This window comes from Acidobacteriota bacterium, from assembly GCA_028874215.1.
Taxonomy (GTDB): Bacteria; Acidobacteriota; UBA6911; order RPQK01; family JAJDTT01; genus JAJDTT01.
Window position 1 is genome coordinate 1 of sequence record JAPPLF010000008.1, and the last position, 2,804, is coordinate 2,804.

At 66.2% G+C, this 2,804-nt stretch carries 3 protein-coding genes; all 3 read right to left on the bottom strand.

The window, feature by feature from the left end; genetic code table 11:
- Positions 1-798 precede the first annotated feature (798 nt).
- Positions 799-1,053 (bottom strand): hypothetical protein, encoded by a 255-nt coding sequence (locus tag OXT71_01930; GenBank protein ID MDE2925139.1) that lies wholly within the window; start codon positions 1,051-1,053, stop codon positions 799-801.
- Between the two features lie 186 nt (positions 1,054-1,239).
- Positions 1,240-1,767 carry a hypothetical protein gene (locus OXT71_01935; GenBank protein MDE2925140.1) on the bottom strand — a complete coding sequence of 176 codons (528 nt, stop codon included), beginning with the start codon at positions 1,765-1,767 and terminating at the stop codon, positions 1,240-1,242.
- A 796-nt stretch (positions 1,768-2,563) separates the two neighbouring features.
- On the bottom strand, positions 2,564-2,804 hold a 241-nt coding region (locus OXT71_01940), incomplete at its 5' end, for a hypothetical protein (GenBank protein ID MDE2925141.1).

A 2,804-nucleotide genomic window follows, 5' to 3' on the forward strand; every position in this document is an offset into this window, starting at 1 on the left:
GTCGTTGTGTTTGTGCCGCCGCCGCCGGGGCGGCGGTGACGCGCGGGCGCTTGCGCCCGTTGCCGGGAGCGACCCAGGTGTTCGGCATGCCTCACACGCCACGGCGGCGGTTGGGATGTGCAGGCCATCCCCCCCTCGCCTGGGGTCGCTCCCGATCCAGCAATCCCGTGCGGGAAGGCAACGGCGAGCCGGTCGTCCGGTTCCATACCGGCAGCCCGGCAGCGTGGGCGCGGGGCTCCTGGCAGCGTCAGGTGCTCAAGCCGCTGGGTCGGCCCTCCTGCCTTCGGGGGCGAGGAGGGGACTCGACCCCGGCCGAAGGAACGGACGGAGTCCGTGCCGGAGACCGGGGGGACCGGCGCCGAAGCGGTGGCAACGCCGACCACGCCGCTCGCCGGTCACTCTGCGGAACTCGGCCGCGAAGCCGACGGCGTTCATCGGCGGGCGGCGGGAGAACATCCGGCGACCGACCGACTGGGGGGACCTTCGGAGTCCCAACCGCGAACGCCGCCGGAGCGGGTTTGTCCCGGGGGTCAGAGGGGGCGCGGCCCCCCGCCAGCCTCCGCAGGGGACGCACGGAGTGTGGCCCCAAGGGGTACGCTGGCTTGACGCCCTTAGCCCGCGTCAAGCCAGCCGTGGGTTGCCTCCGAAACACCGATCCGGACATCGTCTGGAACAGTCTCGACCGGGCCGTCGCATCCAAGCTCGACGGCCTCGTGGACAAGCAATGGGTTAGCACGGCATACGCGGGGTTGATATGCCTTTCCGATGAGCCAATTGCATACCGTGGGGGAGTCGGCGTCAACCCAAGGCTGGAAGTCCCGCCTGCATCCGCTGAATATCCCTCTCCCCACACCGCACTTCCCTCTCCACACTCCACATCCCCCACCGGTAGCCCGCAAAAAAGGCTTTGGCCTCTACGTCACTCAACCCCTCCACCGCTGCTCCAAGCTCCAGCGGTCTCGATTCCCGATCATCTGCCTCTTGTATTGCAAACGCGACTCGGTTCTTTGCCAACTGGACCCCATCACGCCAAGCCTTCTCCGTGGTACTCACCGCGGTCCTCCTTCCGTCGCGCGACCGACAAGTGCACGCCTACCGTGGCGTGCCCTTTCTCGCCCGAAAGCTACCGCTTGTGTCAACTCCACTGGTTTGACGGGAGGTGGGGGGGACTACGGGAGCCAGCCGGGGTTTTAGTAGAGGATCAGCGCCAGCGGGACGATGCCCCGGACATGTCCGAGCTCATTCTTCCACCTTCTCAAACACCATGCGGAACGGCTCCACCTCCGGGCACCGGATCACGGCGACCAACCGGTACGAGTGCCGTCGTCGTACAAACCACTCCGCCAGTAGGGACCGGTCGCCGCCGCCTTCCACCTCCCCCGCTAAGGAGCACAACACGCCTCCAGGGTCACCCTCGTAGTAGTAGTCGACCCCGCCTACCTCCAGCTCCAAGTACGGATTGTCCCAAGAACCGGCCACGTGTAGGGGGATCGCACTGGAGTCCTTCGTCAGGGCCTCCTTCAAGGCCCCGGATAAGTCTCCGAGCACTCGCCGAGGTCCAGGTCCCGGTTCACGCTCCTCCCTCACAAGCCGAAGATGGGTCCACTGTCCCGGCTCCCCGTGTGTCCACGTTCCGCTAACGGGGGGAACGCGCACCACCCTGACGCCCACCAGCACCAAGAACGCGAGCACCACCAGCGTCGTGAGTACCGCCTTCAGGTTCTTGATCGTATCCCTTTCGCCCGTAGCGCGGCCGAGCGGGGCCACTTGTGGTCTCCTCTTTCAATGGGGGCAAGCCCTTCCGTGATTGGAGTCACGCGGTCAAGTTCGCCCGCCGTCAACGCCAGCACAACCACCAGCGCCAGCGCCACCCATCCGGAAACGGTCGATCCGAACCGGTTTCGGCGTATCTAACGGGGTCGAAAACGGCCCAGGATCGACGACCTCGTATCTCCGAGGGGTTACGGGTCGGGTGAGAATCGCCTTCGAGCACAGCCGCGACGAGGAGCCGGGGGATCTCGACGCGAACCGCGATGGCCTGCCGCGTGCTCGCCGCGAGCCACCCGCCCCCGGATTCGCTCTGGTCTCGCAATCGGTCGCGGCTCGCGAGCTGACGCGCTTCGCTTGTCCACCCGCGTTCGGACGCCGGGAGACCCGCCATCCAAACACGGGTCCGATTCCGCCACCCCTCTCCGCTGGGGAAACGCAAACCACATCAGACCGCATCAACCCCAAGAACCAACCATCCGTGAAAGCAGGGCAGGTCCACCTCGGCTTTCAAAGCTCAACGAGAGGTCGGTTTCCGGGACCTCGAAAGAAGAGGCGTCAGCGTGTGCGGGAGTCCCGCCATTGGGATCCGGTTTTCCCGCTTTCGCGGCGCGGTCCAGCAGGGTCCAGTACAACGGCAGGAAACGCAGATCGTGCAGCCCTGTAAGACTTTAGACGAGTTCCCGCCATGATTTGTCCCGCCAGCGATCCGCCGTAACGTCAGGGTCGCATCTCTCTGTGACCGTTGGACCCATCCCGCCCTGGTCCCCGCCCGCGGCCGGCTCGCGGCCCCGGCCTACTCCGCCGGCGGCGAGAGGCGGTCGACCAGGCCAGCCACCCAGCGTCCGGCCAGGTCCTTGCAGCCCAGCCCGAAAGCGAGCGCGAATGCGAAGCTGATGGCTCCGAGGATGATCAGGAAGGCGTCGCCCACGAACTGGACCTGAAGCTGTTGCAGGGCCACCACCACGGAAAAGATGATGACTATGTACTGGACGAACTGCCCCAGCACCTCCGCCTGAGCGATGCCGGCGTTGCTG